This window comes from Novosphingobium aeonii (genome assembly GCF_052279045.1).
In the GTDB taxonomy this organism is placed as follows: Bacteria; Pseudomonadota; Alphaproteobacteria; order Sphingomonadales; family Sphingomonadaceae; genus Novosphingobium.
The window spans coordinates 1,053,717-1,074,680 of the sequence record NZ_CP176833.1; the positions used below are offsets into that span (position 1 = coordinate 1,053,717).

The 20,964-nt window shown below is 65.2% G+C and carries 18 protein-coding genes; 8 read left to right on the top strand and 10 right to left on the bottom strand.

Annotation, left to right across the window (positions count from 1 at the left end; genetic code table 11):
- Positions 1–11: 11 nt before the first annotated feature.
- From ACLIMP_RS20135 to ACLIMP_RS20145, 3 genes are all read right to left on the bottom strand, one after another.
- On the bottom strand, positions 12–1,349 hold the full coding sequence (locus ACLIMP_RS20135; RefSeq protein WP_443478895.1) for an MFS transporter: 1,338 nt from the start codon (positions 1,347–1,349) through the stop codon (positions 12–14).
- A 42-nt stretch (positions 1,350–1,391) separates the two neighbouring features.
- Positions 1,392–2,150 (bottom strand): enoyl-CoA hydratase/isomerase family protein, encoded by a 759-nt coding sequence (locus tag ACLIMP_RS20140; protein ID WP_185999723.1) that lies wholly within the window; start codon positions 2,148–2,150, stop codon positions 1,392–1,394.
- Positions 2,151–2,253: 103 nt separating this feature from the next.
- Positions 2,254–3,801 (bottom strand): SDR family oxidoreductase, encoded by a 1,548-nt coding sequence (locus ACLIMP_RS20145; RefSeq protein WP_185999724.1) that lies wholly within the window; start codon positions 3,799–3,801, stop codon positions 2,254–2,256.
- A 207-nt stretch (positions 3,802–4,008) separates the two neighbouring features.
- Here ACLIMP_RS20145 and ACLIMP_RS20150 point away from each other — a divergent pair, with 207 nt between their 5' ends.
- Entirely contained in the window at positions 4,009–4,764 is a 756-nt protein-coding gene (locus ACLIMP_RS20150; RefSeq protein ID WP_185999725.1) for an SDR family NAD(P)-dependent oxidoreductase, read from the top strand.
- Between the two features lie 33 nt (positions 4,765–4,797).
- Here ACLIMP_RS20150 and ACLIMP_RS20155 read toward each other — a convergent pair whose 3' ends face one another.
- Both ACLIMP_RS20155 and ACLIMP_RS20160 read right to left on the bottom strand, forming a co-directional pair.
- On the bottom strand, positions 4,798–6,543 hold the full coding sequence (locus ACLIMP_RS20155) for an acyl-CoA dehydrogenase (RefSeq protein ID WP_443478171.1): 1,746 nt from the start codon (positions 6,541–6,543) through the stop codon (positions 4,798–4,800).
- Positions 6,540–8,696 carry an acetate--CoA ligase family protein gene (locus ACLIMP_RS20160; RefSeq protein ID WP_443478172.1) on the bottom strand — a complete coding sequence of 719 codons (2,157 nt, stop codon included), beginning with the start codon at positions 8,694–8,696 and terminating at the stop codon, positions 6,540–6,542. Before ACLIMP_RS20160 ends, ACLIMP_RS20155 begins: the two co-directional genes overlap by 4 nt.
- A gap of 375 nt (positions 8,697–9,071) precedes the next feature.
- Here ACLIMP_RS20160 and ACLIMP_RS20165 point away from each other — a divergent pair, with 375 nt between their 5' ends.
- The 3 genes from ACLIMP_RS20165 (at position 9,072) to dmeF (ending at position 12,693) form a co-directional block, all read left to right on the top strand.
- Positions 9,072–11,249 carry a TonB-dependent receptor gene (locus ACLIMP_RS20165; protein ID WP_231636267.1) on the top strand — a complete coding sequence of 726 codons (2,178 nt, stop codon included), beginning with the start codon at positions 9,072–9,074 and terminating at the stop codon, positions 11,247–11,249.
- Between the two features lie 210 nt (positions 11,250–11,459).
- Positions 11,460–11,735, top strand: a complete 276-nt coding sequence (locus ACLIMP_RS20170; protein WP_054441961.1) for a metal/formaldehyde-sensitive transcriptional repressor — start codon at positions 11,460–11,462, stop codon at positions 11,733–11,735.
- Positions 11,736–11,748: 13 nt separating this feature from the next.
- Positions 11,749–12,693, top strand: a complete 945-nt coding sequence (gene dmeF / locus ACLIMP_RS20175; RefSeq protein ID WP_185999727.1) for a CDF family Co(II)/Ni(II) efflux transporter DmeF — start codon at positions 11,749–11,751, stop codon at positions 12,691–12,693.
- Positions 12,694–12,706: 13 nt separating this feature from the next.
- On the opposite strand, the gene ACLIMP_RS20180 is transcribed toward dmeF, so the two are convergent.
- Genes ACLIMP_RS20180 through ACLIMP_RS20200 form a run of 5 tightly spaced genes read right to left on the bottom strand, consistent with a single transcriptional unit; the run spans position 12,707 to position 17,369 of the window.
- The gene (locus tag ACLIMP_RS20180; protein ID WP_185999728.1) at positions 12,707–13,492 is read right to left on the bottom strand and encodes an SDR family oxidoreductase; all 786 of its coding nucleotides are present in this window, start codon (positions 13,490–13,492) and stop codon (positions 12,707–12,709) included.
- A complete protein-coding gene (locus ACLIMP_RS20185) occupies positions 13,489–14,319 on the bottom strand; it encodes an NAD(P)-dependent oxidoreductase (RefSeq protein WP_185999729.1) in 831 nt (276 codons plus the stop codon). The genes ACLIMP_RS20180 and ACLIMP_RS20185 overlap by 4 nt, the downstream gene beginning before the upstream one ends.
- Entirely contained in the window at positions 14,316–15,077 is a 762-nt protein-coding gene (locus ACLIMP_RS20190) for an SDR family NAD(P)-dependent oxidoreductase (protein WP_443478173.1), read from the bottom strand. Before ACLIMP_RS20190 ends, ACLIMP_RS20185 begins: the two co-directional genes overlap by 4 nt.
- A gap of 16 nt (positions 15,078–15,093) precedes the next feature.
- Positions 15,094–15,885, bottom strand: coding sequence for a carboxymuconolactone decarboxylase family protein (locus ACLIMP_RS20195; RefSeq protein ID WP_054441966.1), 792 nt, complete (start codon positions 15,883–15,885; stop codon positions 15,094–15,096).
- Positions 15,882–17,369, bottom strand: a complete 1,488-nt coding sequence (locus ACLIMP_RS20200; RefSeq protein WP_054441967.1) for an aldehyde dehydrogenase family protein — start codon at positions 17,367–17,369, stop codon at positions 15,882–15,884. The genes ACLIMP_RS20195 and ACLIMP_RS20200 overlap by 4 nt, the downstream gene beginning before the upstream one ends.
- Positions 17,370–17,522: 153 nt before the next feature.
- On the opposite strand from ACLIMP_RS20200, the gene ACLIMP_RS20205 reads away from it, so the two are divergent.
- Genes ACLIMP_RS20205 through ACLIMP_RS20220 form a run of 4 tightly spaced genes read left to right on the top strand, consistent with a single transcriptional unit; the run spans position 17,523 to position 20,961 of the window.
- On the top strand, positions 17,523–18,248 hold the full coding sequence (locus ACLIMP_RS20205; protein ID WP_132468823.1) for a GntR family transcriptional regulator: 726 nt from the start codon (positions 17,523–17,525) through the stop codon (positions 18,246–18,248).
- A gap of 51 nt (positions 18,249–18,299) precedes the next feature.
- Complete coding sequence (locus tag ACLIMP_RS20210) at positions 18,300–19,727, top strand: aldehyde dehydrogenase family protein (RefSeq protein ID WP_443478174.1); 1,428 nt, start codon at positions 18,300–18,302, stop codon at positions 19,725–19,727.
- The gene (locus ACLIMP_RS20215) at positions 19,727–20,068 is read left to right on the top strand and encodes a gamma-glutamylcyclotransferase family protein (RefSeq protein WP_185999732.1); all 342 of its coding nucleotides are present in this window, start codon (positions 19,727–19,729) and stop codon (positions 20,066–20,068) included. Before ACLIMP_RS20210 ends, ACLIMP_RS20215 begins: the two co-directional genes overlap by 1 nt.
- Positions 20,065–20,961 (top strand): bestrophin family protein, encoded by an 897-nt coding sequence (locus tag ACLIMP_RS20220; protein WP_185999733.1) that lies wholly within the window; start codon positions 20,065–20,067, stop codon positions 20,959–20,961. The genes ACLIMP_RS20215 and ACLIMP_RS20220 overlap by 4 nt, the downstream gene beginning before the upstream one ends.
- Positions 20,962–20,964: the final 3 nt, after the last annotated feature.

Sequence of the window (20,964 nt, forward strand, 5' to 3'; positions counted from 1 at the left end):
CCGGTTCCAAGTCAATCGGCTGCGATCCGTGTACCGGCGCCGCCTTGCCGCGAGGCAAGGCACATCAACAGCGCCCCGAGCGGTCCGAAGGCCGCCGCCATCGTCGTCAGCCAGAGATTGAGGCCGTGAGCGCCGTAGACATGGTCGGTGAGCAATCCGACCATGACCGAGCCGAATGCCCCGCCGGTGAGATTTACGAGCGCCATGTACAGCCCGGTGTAGAGCCCTCGCAAGGTGGGCGGCACCACCGCGACGATAAGCACGAAGATCGATGCCACGGATATCGAACTCACGAACAGGTTCACATAGGACATCGCCACTGCAAGCTGCACCGTGGGCACGATCGGGCCGACCAGCGTGGTCACGGCCAGCACCGCCATCGACGAGAAGCTGAGGTAGTAGGCCGCCCTGTCGCCGAAGCGGAAGCGCAGCCACTTGTAATAGGGATGAACCGCAAGGCACCCTGCGATGCCGCCCAGCAGGAAGGCGGGACCATATGTGGTCGCCACCAGACCGGGGGTCATTTCGTAGGAACGCATGAGCATCGCCGGGTACCAGTTCAGCAACCCGTAGTTGTTCATCGACCATGACACGATGCCGAGCGCCAGCAGCACGATGAGCTTGCGGTTGGCGCGGGCAAAGGCAAGGGCTTCCCCCTTGGCGGGCGCCGCGCGCTGTCCGCCGCCACGCTCTTCCCTGACGGATGACTGGACCAGCAGCGCCACGAACAGCCCCGGCACGGCCAGTAGCAGGAACACCACGCGCCAGGGCTCCGCGCTGTCGATGAAGGGCAGGTCGTATGGCCCGCCTGCGGCAAACCGGGTGAGCAGATGCGCGCCCAGCATCATGGCCATGCCGCCGCCGACGTAGAGCCCGGTGGTGAACAGCCCGATCGGCTTCTGCACCTTGTCCTGCGGAAAACGGCTTGAAATGATGCCGATCGCCGCCGGATTGAGCCCCGCCTCACCCACGCCGACAAACATGCGGGCAATGAACAGGGTGACGAAACCGGTGGCGAGGCCGCTCGCAGCCGTAGCGACGGACCAGACGAGGATGCAGGCGGCCAGGATCGTCACTCGCCGTCCCCGATCGAGCATGCGCCCGATGAAAACACCCCCGAAAACATAAAGCACGGCGAAGGCCATGCCGGTCACCGCGCCCAGTTCCGCATCGGATAGCGAGAGATCGGCCTTGATGTCCTCCACCAGGAAACTGAGGATCACCCGGTCGATATAGCCGAGCACCGAAACCGAGAAGAGAATGGCGACGACGTACCAGTCGTAGGCGCCGGCGGTCCTGGGGCCGGATGCCGCTGGCGGCGCCTCTTCGATCGTCATCGTCGCTGTCATTTCCTCGATCTCCCGCATCTTCTTTATCGTTTTCGGGCGACCTTAGCGGCCCTGGAACACCGGCTGGCGCTTTTCCCGGAAGGCGGCAATCGCCTCCTTCGAATCTTCCGACTTCGAAAGCTTGTGCGTGTTGTTCTGCTCGTAGCGATAGCCGTCGCGCAGGGTCATGTTCTCGATCGTGCGCATGGAATCCTTGGCGAGGCGGGTTGCCATCGGGCTCTTCGAAGCGATGGTCCGGGCCATGTCCATGACCCAGGGCATCAGTTCGTCCTGCGGCAGGCAGGCCTCGATCACACCGCGCCGGTAGAGTTCGCCGGCTTGCGCCCGCCAGCCGGTCAACATCATGCGGCGGGCCATCGAATGCGGCAGGATACGCGCGGCATGTTTCCCGCCGCCCATCAGGCCCACGTCGACCTCAGGCAGCCCGAACACCGCATTCTCGGACGCCACGATGATGTCGCAGCTCGCGGCAAGCCCCAGTCCGCCGCCCAGAGCCGGGCCATTGACGGCGGCGATCACCGGCTTGTTGCATTCGATGATCGCATAGCTGGATTCCCGCACCGCGCGGTTCCGCTTCCAGGTCGAACCCGGTGCTGACAGGTCGGGGCGGTTCTTGAGATCGGCCCCGGCGGAAAAGCACTTGCCCGCGCCCGTCAACACGGCGACGCGCACGTCGTCGCGATCGCTGATCTCGTCGAAGGCATCGGCAAGACCGTGGATCATCTCCATCGACTGGGCATTGACCGGCGCATTGTCCATGGTGACCACGGCGACATGGTCGGCAACTTCAAGTCTGATCATCTTCCAGCATCCTCTGTTCCGCCCACCATCAGACCGCAGGACAGCACCTTCCGTCGCGCTTCCGAACCTGCGGAGCGGGTTAATTCCATATGCGATTGAAGGTTCACTCGACCTCGGCCGCATCACCGGCGTCGCCGAAGGCGGACCAGCCGCCATCCACCGGCACGATCGCTCCGGTGAGGTAGGACGCACGTGGTCCGGCAAGGAACGCGATAGCCTCGGCGATCTCCGCAGGATCGCCCAGCCGGCCCAGCGGAACCCGGCGGCGAACAGGGCGCAGCGACCGCTTGCCCTCTGCCTCCAGCGCGGAAACGCCGGGCGTCGCGATATAGCCGGGGGCAACGGCATTCACCCGCACGCCGCTCGCCGCCCATTCGCAGGCCAGGGAACGCGTCATCGCTTCCACCCCGGCCTTCGCGCCGCAGTAAGCATTGCGCCGGGGCAAGCCTCCGCGCGCTGCTATCGAGGACATGTTGATGATTGCGCCGCCACCATTGCGGGCCATCACCCTCGCCGCGGCCCGCGCCAACCGGAAAGGCGCCATGAGGTTCACGGCAAGGCTGAGGTCGAACGCAGCCAGCGTCTGGTCTACCGTGGGCAGGAAATCGTCGGCGATCGCAGCGTTGTTGACCAGTACGTCGATGCGCCCGTGACTTTCGGCAATCCCGGCGATCGCGGACTCCACGGCTTCGCCGTCCGTAATGTCGAGCACATGGCCCACGCGCCCGGACGGCAGCGCGGCAAGAGCGCTCTCGTCACGGTCCAGCACGATGACCCGGGCGCCTTCGGCTTCGAAGCGATCCGCCGTCGCGGCGCCGATGCCCCTCGCGCCCCCTGTAATGACGACCACGCGCTGCGAAGGCGGGTCAGCTTGCGGTGCAGGACCGGTCGCTGCGGCATCGGAACCGCCGTAGACGCCGTAACCGCCATCGGCGACCACGCTTGCGCCGGTGACATAGCGATTTCCCGCCAGCCAGTAGACCGCCTCGCCGATCTCCTCCGGCATGGCCATGCGGCCCAGCGGCACCCGCCGCGCCACCGCCGAGGTATCGACTTTGCCTTCCGCCACCAGAGAGGCGACGATCTCGGTCTCGACATAGCCCGGGAGCACCGCGTTGACGCGCACGCCGCCATGCGCCCACTCGCACGCCAGCGCCCGGGTGAAGCCCAGCAATGCCGACTTCGACATGGCATAGGCAGCGCGCCCGGGGATCGTCAGAAACGCGATCAGCGAAGAGAGATTGATGATGCAACCCTCTCCCTGCCGCAACATGGCCCGGCCCGCTTCACGCGCGGCGAGATAGCTTCCGGTCAGGTTGACCCGCAGGAGGCGCTCGGCGGTTGCCATGTCGATATCAAGCGCGGACCGGCCTTCCGGATCGACGATCCCGGCATTGTTGACCAATACGTCCACCCGGCCATGCCGCGCGAGAACCGCCGAGATTCCCGCAACGATGCTGCTCTCCTCCGCCATATCCATGACCAGGGCGGAATGCGGCGCCCCCAGTGCCCGCGCCGCCTTAGATACGGCGCCTTCGTCCCGGTCCGCCAGCACCACGATATCCCCGCGCGAGGCGAAAAGGCGGGCCGTGGCAAGGCCGATCCCGGCTCCTGCGCCCGTGATGACGATGATCCTCGATGGCAATGGCATCTGCGCGTTCTCCCATGGCTTCCGGTCTCGGGCCGGCTTCGTGGTACGGTCGTGAAATAAGGGCCAAGCATTTGCCGGAGACGCCCTCAATCGCGGGTGCCGTCCGCTGCCGCCTATCACCTATGCGATAAGCCGCCCTGCCCTGCGCCCCGCTTTGGCCGCGCCCACGCCGGCCATTAAGCGCCGGGGGAAAGGACGGAGAAGATCATGTCGGAAAGACTTTCAGGACGGGTAGCTCTCGTAACCGGCGCCTCGCGCGGTTTGGGACGGGCTATCGCCGAACTCTACGCTGCGCAGGGAGCTGCGGTTGCCGTGCTCGATCTCAAGGAGCACTGGGCGCAGACGGTGGTGGACGGGATTGTCGCACGCGGCGGACGCGGCATCGCGGTCGGCTGTGACGTATCGGATCGAGAGGCGGTACAAGCCGCCGTCAGCCGCACCGTGAACGAGCTGGGCGGACTCGACGTGGTGGTGAGCAGCGCGATGTGGAACCGCTATGAACCGATAGCCGATATCGCTCCCGAGACACTGGCCCGCATGTCCGGCGTCGGGTTCGACGGGATCGTCTGGATGATCCAGGCTGCCGCGCCGCACATGAGCGCGAAGGGAGCCTCCATCATCAACATTGCCTCGGTCTCGGCGCTCAAGGGCATGAAGAACGCGTTGCTCTACTGCGGCATCAAGGCGGGCGTCGGCGGATTGACGCGTGCCGCTGCGGTCGAGCTGGGTGCCCAAGGCATCCGGGTGAACGCCATCGCGCCTGCCACCGTGGCGACCGAAGGGGTCAAGTCGATGCTGGATGCAGAGGCGCTGGCCGAACGCGCCGCGCGCATTCCGCTCGGACGACTGGGCGAAGTGGAGGATATCGCCAATACCGCACTGTGGCTGGCATCCGAGGAATCCGCCTTCGTCAACGGACAGATGATTACCGTGGACGGTGGCCTGGCCAACGGTATTCTCTGACGCGAATGGGGCGGCTTGGGCCGCCCCGCACCATCAGAGCCAGTCGGCCTCCACCGCAAACAGGTCCGACGAAGCCATGCAAGGCGTGAGCCATGCGGCGATGCGCGGTATCTCGCAATCGAAGAAATACCGGCAGGCCGCCAGTGTGCCGCACTGCAGACGCGGCGAGGCCGCGCGCGCGGCTATCGCAAGATCCAGCCATACCCATCCGACAACGCCGTGCCCGAATGCATGGAGAAACGGCGTCGCCCGAGCCAGGGCCTGCTCCTGCGGCATCGTGCGCAGCACATCGAGCGCCGCCTCGATCGCATGCCATGCCGCCGACAGCGCATCGCCCATCGCCGCCAGTTCGGGCAGCCACCGAGCATTTCTGGCGGTTGCGGCGATGCGGGCCGTCAGCACCGCCGCGCCTTCTCCGCCGCGCAGCAGTTTTCGGCCAAGCAGGTCAAGCGCCTGGATGCCGGTCGTTCCTTCGTGGATCGGGTTCAGGCGATTGTCGCGATAGAGTTGCTCGACATCGAAATCCCGCGTGTAGCCGTAGCCACCATGGACCTGCATGGCGAGGGCATTGGCCTCCAGCCCGAACTCCGACGAAAAGGTCTTCACGACGGGTGTCAGCAGGGCGAGCAGGGCCGCACTTTCGGGATCGTGTTCCTCGTCCACCAGGCGGGCGGCAAACAGGCAGAGGGCCAGCGCGCCTTCGGCATAGCTCTTCTGGGCCAGCAACATCCGTCGCACGTCGGCATGCGCGATGATGGGAACCGCGCCTGTTGACCCGCTGCCCCGCATTCGTCCCTGCAGACGCTCCTGCGCATAGCCCAGCGCATGGCCGAAGCCCCGGCACGCGATGGCCGCCGCCCCCAGTCCGACAGATATGCGCGCCTCGTTCATCATCATGAACATCTGGCGCAGGCCCTGCCCCTCCTCGCCGACCAGCCAGCCGGCCGCACCTTCCTGTTCGCCGAATGCCAGCAGGCAATTCGGGATCGCCCGATAGCCCATCTTGTGATTGAGCCCCGCCACCGCAATCTCATTACGCGAACCATCGGGAAGCACGCGCGGGACGATGAACAGCGACAGGCCGCCCGTTCCATCCGGCAAGGAGCCGTCCTCCCGCGCGACCTTCGCAAGCACGAGATGGACGATGTTGTCCGCGGCATCGTGCTCACCGCCGGAAATCCACATCTTCGAGCCCGTCAGGCGGTAGCGGCGGCCGAGGCCGTCTTCGCCGTGGAATTCGGCGCGGGTCCGCACCGCGCCGAGATCGGACCCCGCCTGCGGTTCTGACAGGCACATCGTGCCGAACCATCGGCCCTCGATCTGCGGCCGGGCAAAGGCTTCGACCTGGGCGGGGCTGCCGAACGATGCGATCAGCCGCGCGTTGGCCACAGTCAGCATTGCATAGGACGATGTGGCGATGTTGGCGGCGGCGAACCAGGCAAAGGATGCGCTCGCGGCCAAGAACGGCAGGCCGAGACCTCCAAGGTGCTCCGGGAAACCGGCGGAGAAGAAGCCGAGCCGGGCATATTCCCCCAAGGCTGCGGCAACCTGCGGGTGAAGCTGCACGCCGTCCGGTCCGAACCGGGGTTCTTCGGCGTCTCCTTCCTTGAAGTGCGGCAGGAACATGTCCCGCGCGACCTCTTCCGAAAGGTCGATCACCGCATCCACCGTTTCACGACCATGTGCCGCGAAGCGCGGCTGCGCCAGCACTTCGCCGATATCCAGCCAATCATGCAGCAGGAAATCGAGGAACTCGCGGTCGAGCAGACGACTGCTCATCGCGAGAGCAGCACCAACGCATCAAGCGGAACCACGCCTTCACCCACTGGCATGACCCTGATAGGATTGATATCGACCCCGGCAAGCCGGTCCTGGTTGGCAGCGGCAAACCGCGAAAGCGCCGCCAGCGTTTCCGCCAGAGCGTCGATATCGGACGGCGGCGCGCCGCGAACCCCTTGCAACACCTTGCCGGCATTGGTTTCGGCAATCATCCGCCTCGCCTCATCCGCGGAAAACGGCACGGCACGGAACGAAACATCCTTGAGCACTTCGACGAGGATACCGCCCAGACCGAACATGACGACCGGACCGAGCGTCGGGTCCAGGCTGACACCGGCAATCACTTCCACGCCGCCCGCAATCATCGGCGCCACCAGAACGCCCTCTATCCGCGCTCCCGGCACGGCTGCCCTTGCCCTTTCGATCAACAGGCCGGTAGCCTCACGAACGGCGGCTTCGTCCTTCACGTTCACCGCCACACCGCCGACTTCGGTCTTGTGCGCGATATCGGGCGAACAGATCTTGAGCACGACGGGAAAACCGATCGCCCGCGCCGCGATCACGGCGTCGTCCGCATCGCCGGCCAGCCGTTCATCGGGGAATGTCATCCCGGCTGCCGCCAGCACCCGCTTGGCGCCATGTTCGGAGAGCGCGCCGCTGGCTTCTACTGGCGAGGGCAGTGGGGGAACAGGCTCTGCATGGCTGGCCGCCCGGGCAAAACTCCGCCGGAAGTGCACAAGCGCTCCCAGCGCGCGGTTTAGCGCCGCGCTGTCCTCGAACACGAGGAAACCACGCTCCTCATAACGGCGTACGACATCCTGCGGGGCCGACATGGTGACGGCCTTGATGATCCCGTCATGCCCCGTTGCCGCTGCATCCAGCGCTTCGGCCAGGCGCACCGAATAGGACGGCAGAGCCGGCGCGGTGCCGAGAACGGCCACGAAGATATCGTATCCGCCCTGCTCCATCACCGTGCGGATGTAACGGGTCATCAACGGCAAGTCGGTCATCGCCTGCGCCGTCGCGTCGATGGGATTTACCGGCGAGGCATAGGGCAGCAAGGCCTTCAGCTCCGCCTGTGCGGCCTCCGGCATGGGGGTCACGGCAAGGCCCGCCTCATCCGCGTCGTCCGCCATCTGGATACCCAGCCCGCCCGACATCGAAAAGATGCCCAGCTTGTCGCCTTCCGGCACCCCGGCCCGGGCAAGGGCATAGGCAACGTCGATCTGCTCTGCAGTGCTGCGGGCACGGTGGGCGCCGAACTGGCGGCAGATTGCATCGAAGACCGCGTCCGACCCCGCCAGAGCAGCGGTATGGCTGCCCACGGCATGAGCGCCGACTTCCGAACGACCGACCTTGAGCAGCACCACGCCGATACCGCGCCGACGCGCCACATCCAGCGCCTCGAAGAACAGGGCGCGGTTCCGCACGCCCTCGGCATAGGCCATGACCACTTTCACGCCCTCGCGGTCCACCACCCAGCGCAGGGCTTCCGCCATGTCCACGTCGCACTCGTTCCCGGTGGTGATCCAGTGCCTGATGCCCAGCCCGCGAGACCGCGCAAGCTGCGCGATATGCGAACCATAGGCGCCGCTCTGCGAAACGATGGCAACCGGGCCCGGCTCCAGGAAACCGTCATCGAGCATGACGGAAAAGGTGCCGTAATAACCGATCGAGGAATCGGCCGCGCCAAGACAGTTCGGACCCAGCAGCCGCAGCCCCCCCGCCCGCGCTATGTCCACTATCCGCGCCTGCTCGGCCCGCCCTTCTTCGCCCATTTCGGCAAATCCCGCCGCGAAGACGATCGCCGCCTTCACGCCTGCCGCCACGCAATCTTCCACCGCCTGCCGCGTGGCAGCGGCCGGAACGGCCAGCAGGGCAAGGTCCGGCGCTTCCGGCAAGGCCGAAAGCGAAGCGTAGGCCGGCTCGCCCTGCACCGTTTCGCGCTTGGGATTGACGGGATAGACCGGGCCGGAGAACCCGCTCGCGCGGAGGTACTTGAGCGGCCGCCCGCCGATACGCGCGGCATCGTCGGACGCGCCGACCAGTGCGATCGAACGCGGCGCGAAAAGCGCGTCGAGCCCGCCGCGCGATGCGCCGATGGCTGCCGGTTGTTCAGGCTGGGACAGGGTGGCTTGGCCGCTGGTCGTCACGATCACCTCTTCCGATGGTTCAGGCTTTTTCACGCAAGAGCCGTGGCACGGGGCCGGCACGCCCGATACCGATCGGCCGGCGGGGACGCATGTTTCATATCCGTGATATGGCTGGGCGATCCGTGCAGACGCGGGACGATATGCATCGCCCCACTTCCCCTGTTTCCCATTTGTGATAGCGACCGCGCGGCGCCGCTGAAATCGATATCAGCCTTGTGATAATCCCCCTCGAAACCCGGCTCCGAATTGAACAGGACGCCATCAGCAAGGATGCCTTGGGCGTCTGAAACGGAGGCGGCACCCGCAACAACGGGCCGCACGAGACAAAAAAGAACATGAAGGCGCGACGCGCCGGGATTTTGGGAGGATCGCTGAGTGAACATCTCCAGGACCATCAAGGCTGGGCTCTTGGCAACGAGCGCCGGGCTCGTGCTGTGCCACGCCTCTGCCGCGCTGGCGCAAGACGCCGCGCCGCAGGCGGACACGGCGCAGGAATCGAACAACGGCGGCCTTGATACCATCGTCGTTACCGCCACCAAGCGGGGCCAGGCATCCAACGTGCAGGACGTCCCCTTCGCGGTCACCGCATTTGGCGCGGCGCAGCTTGAGGAACAGCACTTCCAGACGTTCCAGAGCCTCAGCTACTCGATGCCGAACGTCCAGCTCAGCCAGATCGGCACCACCCCCGGCTACGCCAACTTCTCGATCCGCGGCCTGGGCATCAACAGCTCGATCCCCTCGATCGACCCCACTGTCGGCGTGTTCATCGACGGAGTCTACCTCGGCGTGAGCGCGGGCGTCGTCTTCGGCAACTTCGATATCGAAGGGCTTGAAGTGCTGCGCGGCCCGCAGGGACTGCTGTTCGGTCGCAACGTCACCGGCGGCGCCGTGGTCGTGCGCACCACCGTTCCCAAGGATCACTTCGCCGCCGACTTCAAGGCCTCGGTTTCGTCAGGCCCGGAATACAAGGTCAGCGGGACGATCACCGGCCCGATCGTGCAGGACAAAATCTCGGCCAAGCTCGCCGTCTACTATGACAAGGACGAGGGCTACTTCCACAACGATTTCAACGGCAACGACCACCTCGGCAAGAACCGCACCCTCATCGTGCGTCCGGCCTTGCGCTTTACGCCGATTGACGGGTTTGAAAGCATCTTCCGTTACGAATACGGCAAATATGACGGCGATGGCGCCGTGGCGACCAACCATGGGCTCTACCCGGTCAAGAGCTTCCGCGTGAACCTCGACGAAGAAGGCTTCGCGCACAACTACTGGCACATGGCCTCGAACGAAACGAACATCGATACCGATTTCGGCAACGGCAAGATCACCAACATCATGGCCTACCGCGAGTACAACTCGAACGTGGCCAACGATATCGACGCTTCACCGGTGCACAGTTTCCATTCGGGTAACACCACGCACCAGAAACAGATGAGCGACGAGCTTCGCTATGCCGGAACCTTCGGCAGAGTGGACGTAACGACCGGACTTTATTTCTTCACCCAGCGCATCGCCTACATCGAACAGCGCACGCTTTCGGGCGGCACGCGCACCCTTTCGGGCGGCGGCATCCAGAACCAGGATACCTACGGCGCATTCGGCGCGGTGGACTGGCACTTCACCGACAGCCTGACGCTGAACCTCGGCGCCCGCTATTCCAGCGAGACCAAGTCCGTGAAGGTCGCCAACCTCACCGCCACGGGCTGCGATTACGAAGCGCAGACCTGCGACTTCACCTTCCACGGAAAGAACACCTGGAAGGGCCTGACGCCGCGTGTGGGCCTGCAATGGCAGCCTGATCCCGAAACCCAGGTCTATGCCTTCTGGGCCAAGGGTTTCCGCAGCGGCGGCTACAACTTCCGCAACGTCAACCCGGCCGTCGATCCGGGACCGTTCGATGACGAAGTGCAGAACTCCTACGAAATCGGCATGAAGAAGGATATCGGCGGCATCCTGCGCGTAAACGTTGCCGGTTTCTGGAACAAGATCGACGGCGTCCAGCGCGAAATCCAGACCCCGGTTCTGGGCAGCGGCACGGCGCAGATCATCACCAACTCGGCCAATGCCCGCATCCGCGGCGTGGAAGGCGAAGTGACGCTGCGCCCGGGCGCCGGTTTCACCCTGAGCGGCCAGTTCGGCTATACCGAAGGCAAATACACCAAGATCATCTACGACCTGAACAACGACGGCGTCATCAACGACGTCGACTACGGGCTGAAGCTGCCGCGTCTCGCACCGTGGACTTATGGCGGCACGCTGGCATGGAGCCATGATTTCGACCAGTTCGGCGTCGATGCCCGCGTCAGCGCCAACCACCGCGATGCCGACTGGTACAACGACGCCAACACCGGCCTGCTGCGCGGCGCCACCATGGTCGATGCCAACCTGACCTTGCGCCATGGCGGTTACAGCATCTCCGCCTATGCCACCAATCTGCTGAACGAGGCGACTTACGGCACCGAGGCCCCGTTGCCGTTCTTCGCCGGATCGACCTTCGCCCCGCTCAACAAGGGCCGCGTCTACGGCATCGAACTGGCCGCGAAGTTCTAGGCAATCCGGAACTTCCCAATCCACTTGGAGACTGTCCGGGAGAGCATCTCTCCGCACATCCCTGACAGTGCCTGAGGGGCCGGCGGGCACCAACCCACCTTTTATGCCCGCCGGTCCTCTTTTTGCTGCCCCCCTGACCCGCAAGCGACACTGGCGCGAGTGCGCAGCACTTCTTGCGCCAGACTTCAATATACCATAGGGGGGTATCCTATGGCTCACTTGACCGAAAACAACGACGCGCTCGTCATGCGCGTCCGCCGCCTCATCGGGCAGCTCCAGGCCGTCGAGCGTGCGCTCGTCGGCGGGGAAGACTGCGCGAAGACGCTTCACCTGGCCGCAGCAGTACGCGGCGCGATCAATGGTCTCATCGACGAACTGATCGCCGATCATGTGAAGGCGCACGTCGCAGCCCCGGACCTGACGCAGGACGAACGAGAAGAAGGCGCGGAAGCCCTGATCGCGGCGATCCGCCGCTATGCCAAGTAGAAGGCGCTGCGCCATGGCCACTCACTTCGACCTCGATCGCTTCGCACACGACCACGACTTCCTCGGCGCCTCTCATGACGAGAACGCGCGGCGAACTCTGTGGGTCGTCCTGCTCACTGCCCTGATGATGGTGGGCGAAATCGTCGCTGGGTACCTGACCGGCTCCATGGCCCTGCTGGCGGACGGTTTCCACATGGCCACTCATGCCGGCGCGCTGAGTGTCGCCGCGATTGCCTACCGCTATGCCCGGCGGAATACCCGCAATCCGGCTTTCAGCTTCGGCACCGGCAAGGTCGGCGATCTTGCCGGGTTCGCCTCGGCGCTCGTACTCGCGCTCATCGCACTTGGTATAGGCGTGGAATCGTTCCTGCGCCTGTTCCGCCCGATCACGGTGGCATTCGGCGAGGCAACCGTGATCGCGGTGATCGGCCTGGCCGTGAACATCGTCAGCGCCCTGCTGCTATCCGGCCATCATCATCACGATCACCATGGACACCACGAGCATGGCCACCACGACCATAGTGGTCATGGGCACCATGGGCATGGCGACAACAACCTGCGTTCGGCCTATGTCCACGTTCTTGCCGATGCGCTCACTTCGGTTCTGGCGATCGCGGCGCTGCTGGCCGGACGCTACCTCGGCTGGATCTGGCTCGACCCGGTCATGGGCATCGTCGGCGGCGTAGTCATCGCGCGCTGGGCCTGGACGCTCATGAAGGAGACCGCCTTCGTCCTGCTGGACCGCACCGACACGCACGTCGCCGAAGAAGTTCGCGAGGTCGTGGAAGGGCCGGGAGATGCCCGCATCACCGACCTCCACGTCTGGCGGATCGGTCCGGAGGCCCACGCGGCAATCATCGGCGTCACCGCCCACGACACCGCCGTGGACACCGCCGAATTGCGCCGACGGCTCACCCCGGTCCACGAACTTCGCCACGTCACCATAGAGCGGCATTGACTGCCGCCGGGGATCACGGGCGCAGCACCCATCCTCCGTCGACATGGATGGTCTGCCCCGTGATCCACTGGCCCGCCTGCGAACAGAGCAGCAGCGCGGTGCCGACCAGTTCGTCCGGCTCTCCGCGCGGACGCAGCGCGCAGGTCATCTTGAGGAACTGGATGAAAGGGGAATCGTCCGGCACCAGCATCTTTCCGGCATCGGACATGACATTGCCCGGCGCGATGGCGTTGCAGGTCACGTTATCCTTCCCAAACTGCTTGGCAAGCGTGGTGGTGAGCCCGACCAGCGCCAGTTTCGAGATACCGTAAAGCCCGGTTGCCGGGAATGCCCCGCCCGACGTCTGGTTGACGATACGCCCACCCCCGCGCGCGCGCATGGAAGGCAGGACAGCCCTTGCACAGAGCAGTGCGCCGTTGAGGTTCACGGCAAAGGCCCGGTTCCAGGCATCGAGGCTGATCGTCTCGCAATTGTCGTAGCTGACATCGACCATGAGAGCGGCGTTGTTGATGAGGATATCGATCCCGCCAAAGGCTTCGCTCGCTGCAGCGGCCATGGCCAGGGTCGATTCCTCGCTGGCAACATCCACCTGCACGGCCAGCGCCCTGCCGCCCGCCGCGGCGATCTCGTCCGCAACAGCCTGAGCCCCTTGTTGATTGAGATCGGCAACCACCACGGCCGCGCCTGCATCGGCAAGTCCAAGTGCATAGGCCCTGCCGATCGAATTGCCGCGCCCGCCCGCTCCGGTGACGACAGCGACTTTTCCGTCAAGACGGAACTGGTCGAGAGTGAAGCTCATGGATGGGTCTCCGTAAGGTCAGCGCCGATCGCGGCGGAAAGGAAAGGTTCGGCAGCAATGCGAAGCGCCTCGGCGCCCCCGGCCTCGGGAAGCGTGGCCTTGAGCAATTTCACGTCCTTCACCAGCAAGGGCGCGCCGTGGGAGAAGGCCTGCGGCGACGGCAGCCTGGCATAGACCTCGAAACCGAAACTGCGGCCGCTGCTGGCCTTGACCAATTCGCGTAATGCCGCGCCTTCGAGCCCCAGTTCCGCGCCTGCCTGCATCGCGGCATGGGCAAGCCCCATGTTCGCGGCCATCAGCGCGTTGTTGACGATCTTGGCCCGCTGGCCCGCACCTGCTGCGCCAAGGAGGACGATCATCCCGCCGAACGTCTCGAACACGGGGCGCGCCGCCGCGAAGTCGTCAGCCTGACCGCCGCACATCACCGTCAGCGTGCCGGCGGATGCCCCCGCGCCGCCGCCGCTGACAGGAGCGTCCAGGAAGGCTATACCCTTCGCCGCGCACCGCGCCGCAAGCCGCTGGCAGTTTTCGGGCAGGATCGTGGAATGGACCACGATGCGGCTACCCGGCCGCATCGCCGCCAGCAGTTCCTCGACGATGGCGGCCACACCGTCATCGTCGACCACGCAGATGCCGACGTGGTCGCAAGCCGCGCCAAGCTCCGCGATGGTCGCCGCCCCCCGGGCTCCCGCGTCCACGAATGGCTGAAGCGCCTCGGGACGCCGCGCCCAGACGGTGAGCGGATAGCCCGCCGCCGCGATGCGCTCGGCCATGGGGCCGCCCTGGCTGCCGAGCCCGATGAAGCCGATGGTTTCCTTCGCGCTCATCCCGCGGTGATCCCGGCGTCGATCGAGATGCAATTGCCATGATAGCCGCGCCCGGCAGGCGAGGCGAGCAACGCCACCATGTCGGCCACATCGTCCACCTCCACCGTCCCGCGCATTCCGGAAAATCGCTTGAGCAGTTCGATGTCGCAGCCTTCGGGCGGCTTGTAGTTGACGGCGATGTTCGTGATCATCCCGCCCGGCGCCACCGCGTTGATGCGGATGGGCTTGCGCATATACTCCATCGCCATGGCCTTGGTCATGTTCACGAGACCTGCCTTGGTGGCGCAATAGGCCGCGGCATAAGCCTCACCGATGAATGATGCGCAGGACGCCACGTTGACGATCGCGCCCTTCGCTTCCAGCAGATGCGGGATCGCCGCCTGCGAAAGCATGAAGGGTGCCGTCAGGTTGACCGCCATGGTGCGGTGCCAGAGTTCCTCGGCCATCTCGTGCGAATGGGCGAGATAGATGAGCCCCGCCACGTTGCAGAGGGCATCGAGCCGACCGAAGCGTGCCGTTGCCGCCGCAACGGATCCCTTGCAGGCGGCGGGGTCCGAAAGGTCGGCGGCATGGACCAGCACTTGCGCGCCGATATCGGCCAGGGCGCCTTCGGTCTCTGCCAGCCCTTCCGCATTCACGTCCACGATGCAGAGCGCGGCACCCGCCTGCGCCAGCTTCAGCGCCACCGCACGGCCGAGACCCGATGCGGCGCCGGTAACGAGGGCCACTTTGCCCGTCATGTCGATTGCAATGGTCATGTCGGTTTCCTTCGCCTCACCCGTTCCAGGGCAGGCCCTTCTCGAACTTGGCGGCCATCTCGAAGACCACGCCCTGAACCACCGAGGCTTTCGGCCATCCCGCGTGGACCGCATATTGCAGCACGAATTCATGAAGTTCGGCCGGCGTGCAGTTCCCACTCGCCATGGCGGCATGGAAATGGCTGCCGATCGGCACGACCGCGGCGGAATCCGCAACGCCGACGAGCGTGAGGAAACGGCGCGAACGCTGGTCCAGCCCGGGGCGGCACCACATCTCGCCGAACACGAAGTTGAGGATGCCGTGTTGCAGGTACGGCATTCCGTTGCCCACGCGCGGGCCGTCGAACGTCATGACTTCGCGGAAGGCGGCAAAGCCCTGTTCCATGCGTGTCTGCGGATCCCACGGTTCGCCGCGGATCGGTGCCCAGGGCGCCGGGTCGAGGCCCAGTTCCGCCTCCACGCGCGTGATCGCGGCATCGAGATCGCCGCCCTTGTCCCACCCGGCATAGACCGCCACGTGCAGCGCCGCTTCCCGCAATTCGGCCAAGGTCAGGTCGCCAGTCGTCAAAGCGCCCCTTACATAGCCGTCAAGCGCATCGCGCGGGCCATTGCTTCCGGCCGACGAAGCCATCGAGATCAGGAAGCGCGCGCGCCGATCCAGCCCCGGACGCGACCAGATTTCCGCATATATGAAGTCGCGCCAGCTTTCCTGCAGCAGGCTTGCAGGCTGGGCTGCCGCCCTGCCGGTCACTTCCGACTGGACCGCGATGCCGCGCGAGGTCCGCTCACCCGGATCGAGCAGGCTCACGAGTTCACCTCCGGGGCAGCCATGCTCATCCAGACGTTTTTCGGCTGGAGGAATTCGTGAAGGCCCTCCACCCCGCCGAGCCGCCCATGACCGCTCTTCTTGAAGCCGCCGAAGGGACAATTTGGCTGCATCGCCTCCCCGGAGCCGTTGACATGGATCATGCCGGACTGAAGTTCCCGCGTGACGTGGTGTGCGCGGCGCAGGTTCTGCGTATGGACATAGGCGCCGAGGCCATATTCGGTGCCGTTGGCCAGGGCGATGGCTTCTTCCTCGGTATCGAACGGCGTGGCCACCAGCACGGGGCCGAACACCTCGTTCTGCGCGATTTCACAATCGTTGGCGACGTCGGCGATGACCGTTACCGGCAGGAAAAACCCATCCGCGAATTCGCCGCCAAGCCGCTCGCCCCCGGCCACCACTCGGCCGCCATCAGCAACGCCGCGATCGATCATGCCCTTGATCCGTTCCAGGGCGCCCCCGCTGATGACCGGGCCGAGCACAGTGGCCGCATCGAAAGGATCACCGCTCTTCACATGACCGGCCATGGCAGCCAAGATCTGCAGATACTGGTCGTAGACCCCGCGCTGGACGAGCAGGCGCGTTCCGTTCACGCAGCCCTGACCGTTGGAGGAAACGGCGCCGGTCAGGCCCTTCTTGGCCGCCAGCATCAGGTCGGCATCGTCGAAAACGATCACCGCGGACTTGCCGCCAAGCTCCAGCCCCACGGGCTTGAGCGATTGCGCTGCCGTGGTCAGCACCTTTTTGGCGGTGGCGCCGGAACCGATGAATTCGATCTTGTCGATACCCGGATGCGCGACCATCGCTTCCCCGACATCCGCCGCACCGGTCACGAGGTTGACGACGCCTTCGGGAAGACCGGCCTCGTGGAGGATCTCGACCAGTTTCATCACGCTGTAGGGAGCAAGGTCGGGCGCCTTCAGAACGATGCAGTTGCCCGCCGCCAATGCGGGCGCCATCACCATCGTTGCGGCGAACAGCGGGCCGTTCCAGGGGACGATGATGCCGACCACGCCATAAGGCTCATAAGCGACGTGATCGTGCGCGGGCGCGCCCCACATCGGGATCGTTCGCCCGTGGATCTTGTCGCACCAGCCACCGAAGTAACGGAACTTCTGTGCAGCGTCGTAGCCCATGTAAGGCGCCGTCATCGCGACCGAACCGTTTTCGGATATAAGGCTCGGCGCAAAATCGGCGGACCGGGCCTCGAACAGCGCGGCGATGCGGAACATGAGATCGCGGCGCTTGTCCCCTGGCATCGCCCGCCAAGCGGGAAAGGCCTTGCGGGCAGCCACGACCGCGCGGTCCACGTCATCGGCGTTGGCCATGCGGATTTCCCGCGTGACCTTGCCGGTGGCCGGATAGACATGCGCCAGCATTTCGCCGCCGCCTTGCTCTTCATGCCGCCCACCGATGATCAGCGGATGACGCGGCAGTGCGTCAATGGATGGATTCCTGAAAGCCATGGCATTCGCTCCCTGGCCGGCAGGTGCTCCGGCCCTGTGTTATACCGCATTCGGTCTTGTTGCCGAATATAACGGGCATGTTTTGATTCTATCAAGCCGATCCGCCGCAAGATCGCCCTTGCGAAATCATAATAATATGCTCATTTTTACAGGATGACATCGACAGAGGCTGAACGGGCAACCGGCCGCAAGAGCGGCGAAAAGCGCCAGGTGGTGCGAAATACGGCAGAATGCCTGCGCAACCGGATATTTTCCCTTCCGCCCGGAGAGCAGATCGGCTCGCTCCCGGAGCTTGCCCGGGAGTTCGGCGTGGGCATCGTCACCGTTCAGCAGGCGGCGCGAATTCTCGAGCACGAGGGCCTGCTCGAAGTGAAACGCGGACCCGGCGGGGGCTACTACGGCAGGAGGCCGGGCCGGGCCGACCTTGAAAGAGTGCTCAGCGCCTATGTGAGAAGCGAAAAATCCTCCTGGCGGGAAGTGCTCGACATAACCTCGCTCCTGTTCAACCGCCTCTGCGCGGCATCGGCGCGCTGCAGCGATCAGCCGCTTCGAGACGAACTGCGCAAGGTCAGGCAACATATCGCGCAATGCGCCGATGACGCCCAGCTCGGGCCGCTTGAATCCGGGTTGCAGGAAACCCTGTTTCGCATGGTCGATCAGCCCTTGTTCGAACTGCTTACCCGCGTGGCGCTTGAAACCTCCCGCAACACCCACCCCGATGGACCGATGCAGGGGATGTTCGGGCTGGACCAGTGGAAGGCGGGACGGTTGAAGATCATCGATGCCATCCTGGAGCAGGACCCGGCGCTTGCGCGGTTCGAGGCGGATCGACAGAACCGGCAGACCCTTGTCGCGCTCTACGGGCTCGACGACATCTGATCTGGTGAGACCATCCGCCCACTTTGCCGCGCGGCCTCCGGCGGCTAGGGCATGGCGATGCAATACCGACTACTTCTCGACGGCCGCCTGAAACAGGGCGCTGCCGCAATGGACGTGCTCAATCCCGCAACCGGCGAGGTGATCGCGGCAAGCGGATGCGCCGATGCGGCGCAGGCGGAGGAAGCCGTCGCCGCCGCGCTGCGCGCCTTTCCCGGCTGGCGCGCACGTTCGCAGGACGAGCGCGCCGCCTGCCTCGAAGCGATGGCACAGGCCCTTGCAGCCCGGAGCGAGGAATTCGCGCGCCTGCTGACGCAGGAACAGGGCAAGACGCTGGCCGAGGCACGCGGCGAAGTCGAAGGGTCCATCGCCGCGCTGCACTACCATGCCGGGCTGCGACTGGAGCCCGTGGTCCTCAAGGAGAACCCTTCCGAGAGAGTGGTCGAGCAGCGCTATCCGCTCGGCGTCGTCATTGCGATCGTGCCGTGGAACTATCCGCTGCTGCTCCTCATGCTCAAGCTCGCTCCGGCGCTGCTCGCGGGCAATTGCGTTATCGCCAAACCCGCACCCACAACGCCGATTACGACGCTGCGCTTCGGCGAACTCGTCGCCGACCTGCTTCCGCCGGGCACGTTCCAGACGCTGGGCGACCGCGGCGACCTTGGACCGGTGCTGACGGCACATCCCGATGTGGCTCATGTCAGCTTCACCGGTTCCACCGCAACCGGGCGCAAGGTACTTGCCAGCGCCGCGGGCACGCTCAAACGCTTCACGCTCGAACTGGGCGGCAACGACGCGGCGATCGTGCTGGACGATGCGGATATAGCCTCGGTTGCGCCACAGCTTTTTGCCGGTGCCACGGCCAATGCCGGTCAGATCTGTCTCGGCATCAAACGCATTTACGTCCACCGCGACAAGGCCGATGCGCTTTGCGAGGCGCTGGTCGAGCTGGCGCGTGCCGCCGTCATCGGCAATGGTCTGTCGGAAGACACCACACTGGGCCCGGTTCAGAACGCGGCCCAGCATGCCCGCCTGGGCGGCCTGCTGGAGGAAAGCCGAAGGCTCGGCCAGGTCCTCTGCGGCGGTGTTTTTCCGGACGGCCCGGGCTGGTTCGTTCCTCCCACCGTGGTGCGAGGGCTGCCGGACAATGCAAGGCTCGTGCGCGAGGAACAATTCGGTCCGCTGATCCCGGTCATGGCCTATGACAGCCTTGACGAGGCCGTCGCGCGCGCCAACGCCAGCGAATACGGGCTCGGCGCCTCAGTCTGGAGCGGCGACGTGACGCGCGGGATGGCCGTGGCGGAGCGGATCGACAGCGGCCTCGTCTGGGTGAACCGGGTGTTCGACCTGCCCTTCGAAGTCCCCCTTGGCGGCGCGCGGCAATCGGGCATGGGCCGCCATCAGGGACTTGCGGGTGTGGAGGAATTCACGCAGGCCCGCATCGTCAACGCTGCACTCCAGGTCATCGCTGAGAGGTCGTAATGTCGGATATCCTCCTTTTCTCCTACGGAACTCTCCGCCAGCACGAGGTCCAACTGGCGCTGTTCGGCAGGCTGGTGGAAGGCGAACCGGATGCGATACCGGGCTGGCGCCAGCGGATGATCGAGATCACCGACCCCGAAGTCATCGCCAAGAGCGGCACCCGCTGGCATCCCATGGTCGAACGGAGCACCGATCCCCAGGATGCCGTCGAAGGCACCCTGTTCCGCCTGTCCGAGGCCGATATCGCCGCCGCCGATGCCTATGAGGTCGATTACATCCGCAAGGAAGTGCGCCTGAAGTCAGGTACGCTCGCCTATATCTACGGGGACCCGGCGGAATGATTGTCCGCCCCAAGCCGGGACTTCGCGAGGTTGCCTTTGCGGTGCACGGCTCCATCCTGCCCCGCATTCTCGGCCGTTTGTTCTCGATCGCGGCGATCGGCGTGGTCGCAGTGCTGGCCGCAAGGTCGCATCCCGGCCTGTTCGCCCAGATCAGCGCGATCCCCTTCACCCTGATCGGGATCGCGCTTTCCATCTTCATGAGCTTTCGCAACAACGCCTGCTATGATCGCTGGTGGGAAGGAAGAAAGCTCTGGGGCTCGCTGGTCATCGCCTGCCGGTCCTTCGCCCGCCGCATCGCCACGCTGGACGAGGCAGACCGGCAGTTCCTGCTGAAGGGCTGCATCGGTTTCGCCGCCGGTCTCGCCGCCCGCCTGCGCGGCGGCGAGGAAGTGGCTGCGATAGCCGGCCCTTGCGGCCGGGGCACATGGAACGATGCCGTCAACCCGACGGACGCATTGCTGGTCCAGATGGGCCGCCGCTGCCTCGACCTCATGCAGCAGGAGCGGATCGGAGCGATCCACCATTCGCTGATCGAGGAACAGCTTCATCTCATGGCGCAGGTCCAGGCAGGCTGCGAGCGTATCGCGCAGACGCCGGTGCCCTTCAGCTATTCGCTGCTGCTGCACCGCACCGCCTATATCTTCTGCCTGGCCCTGCCTTTCGCTCTGGCCGGATCGCTGGGCTGGTGGACGCTGCTGCCGGTGCTGCTGGTCAGCTACACATTCTTCGGGCTCGACGCATTGGGGGACGAACTGGAAGATCCCTTCGGCCTCGAGCCCAACGATCTCCCGCTCGATGCGATGGCCCGCACGATCGAGCGCGAGATGTTAAGTGCGCTGGGCGAAACCGACCTGCCCGCACCGATCGCGGCGCGGGAGCACCGCCTCAGTTGATCG